Annotated in this window: 2 protein-coding genes; both read right to left on the bottom strand. The window is 46.4% G+C overall.

What is annotated here, in order from left to right; genetic code table 11:
• Positions 1–205 precede the first annotated feature (205 nt).
• The gene (locus tag GOB93_RS20745; protein WP_173585252.1) at positions 206–1,378 is read right to left on the bottom strand and encodes an acyltransferase family protein; all 1,173 of its coding nucleotides are present in this window, start codon (positions 1,376–1,378) and stop codon (positions 206–208) included.
• A gap of 599 nt (positions 1,379–1,977) precedes the next feature.
• Positions 1,978–2,130: a hypothetical protein gene (locus GOB93_RS20740; RefSeq protein WP_173585251.1), complete on the bottom strand. Its 153-nt coding sequence runs from the start codon at positions 2,128–2,130 to the stop codon at positions 1,978–1,980.
• Positions 2,131–2,281 lie beyond the last annotated feature (151 nt).

Here is a 2,281-nt window from a genome sequence, read left to right as displayed (position 1 = left end):
AACAACCAACGACCATTCTTCGTCTGATACGTCAGAGGGATACGGCTTGCGGGCTTGCGTCATTCAGCATTACTGAACCAATCGCACACGAAAGTACATAACACCCTCTAGATCAGAGCTTATCTGCTCAGGTCTACCTGACCTGCGATACATGCCATCTCAAATCATGGGAAACGGGCGAAGAAAAATTGTTTTAGTCGCATACCTATCTGAACAACTGAAAGCTCTTTTTTTTGGGAGCTGTCCAGTTTGCGACATTGGATGCAATGATTTTTCCAAGTCTGTTGAAGGGTAACTCGATCAGTGGATAGAAGCATGCTGCGAGGACGACAGTTACAGCATTGACACTGATACTCATGATTATCCAACGCCACGCCGGATCGACTGATAAGAGAAATGTGTTCATCAGTCGTGCCAGGATCACTAAAACCAGGAAATGGGTTATGTAGAGTCCGTAAGAAATATTACCCAGATAGACAAGGCTGGGACGTTCCAGAAACCTGTGCATGCCACGTCCGGATGCAAGTTCAAAAATCATCATCGCTGCAGCGAGTGCCTCGATCAGAGAAACGGTAGCACTGTGAAAGGAAGGCATTGTTCCGCTTATGATATGGACCAACGGATTCCCGAGTAAAAGAGCAGCGAGTCCGATAAGGAAGACTGGGGAGGAAGAGCTGTGCGATACGCCACCCCGTTCCTGCCACAGGCGATAGCAGCCGATCCCGATGACAAAATCGACCGTATAAATCGCCGGGAGCCATACTCCCCCGGACTGGTAAGTCGCCACAAAACTGAGAGTAAGCGTCAGTAGCAGAAGACAGAAAAACCAGTTCCAGTCTTTGCGTGAGATGAAAAAGAAGAATGGAAAGACCAGCGCAACCAGGAGTTCTGTGGTCAGCGTCCAGTTCTGCGGCACGTAATGACTTGCAAGACCAAGAAAACATTTAATGACCGCGACCTGAGAAATGAGCGGCCCATGTTCCATCAGACCAGAAAGAAATGAATTGCCAGCGGATACGGAGCGAGTGGAAATCGGTGCAAGCGTATAGAGAATGGACAATGCCGTTATAACGATCAGAAGCGGTAATATTCTGAAAATGCGTTTGATGTAAAATGATATTACGTCACTGACTGTTGCTGTGCATTTCTCCAGCGAGAAACTAAGTACGAAACCGCTCAGAACAAAAAAAACGACCACAGCGGCATGGCTGTTTGCGATAGCCGGGAATAACGAATCAGTAACCGTGTTCCCCGTTGGGTAACAGGCCAGAATATGATTTATGATAACAGCAAAGGCAGCAATTCCCCGAAAAGACTGAAGTGCGTTGAGACGCGAAGTCCGTTTCTGGAGTGGAATTGTATTTCCGGGTATGCTCAATGTCCTGCCCTTTTCAGATAATACGTTAAAGAAGAGAACTTTTTACTTCATTGTGTGATAAAGGCAGACAAAATCTGATCTCGCCATAGTTTATATTAACATCAAATTTAGCTGATTTTTAAATGACATTTCATGATTTGAGAAAGCATAAAGTTCAAAAATATTGTAACGCAAATATTATAAATTAATAAAATATTAATAAAGCGTTTAATCATGCTATGTCAAGTATAAAATGGTTTGTGGAGGCGGCCTGGTTATATAAGATTATCATTAGGGCTGGCACAGGCAAGCCGACAGAAGGCTGATATATGACATAAACCCATTGTGGTCTGTCTATTAGTACCCCTGAATGCTTCTGGAAGCATTTTGTCGCGGGTAAGCCTGCCCGCGTGCAACAGAACTTGTGGGCATCAGCCGCACTATTCTGGTGCACATTGCGTGAGATGATTGCAAAGCAGATTGCTTATAAAACACCCGCTGAAAATAAGGTCGAAGGCGACGAGAGCTATTTTGGCGAATATCACAAAGGCAGGCGCGGGCGAGGTCCCATCCGCAGTTATGATGATCCCCATTGCCAGCCATAAAACACTCATATCGGATCATCCCGATGCCCCGGAGTCCACCATTATCGCATCCATCACGGCGAGAGCTTTGCTGATAGCGGGGATCGTATCAACGGCATTGAGAATTTTGGAGCCGGACCAGGCGCCTCCTGCGTCAATATAACGAAGGATTTTCATCTGGCGCTTCAATTATCGCTCGTCCGCAAGCTCGTGAAAATTCTCCCCCAATGGATTAAGGTCTGTGGGGATTCACCGTGAGTGGATGATGGCTGCAGCGAGACAGATCATGGCGCTGAAGCTTTTGTCCGTTTTGCCGGCACGCATAGCGATGCGTTTGAAT

The organism is Acetobacter musti, from assembly GCF_011516835.1.
Taxonomy (GTDB): Bacteria; Pseudomonadota; Alphaproteobacteria; order Acetobacterales; family Acetobacteraceae; genus Acetobacter; species Acetobacter musti.
The sequence above is the reverse complement of the archived record's forward strand: the minus strand, read 5'-3'. Positions and strand labels throughout refer to the sequence as shown.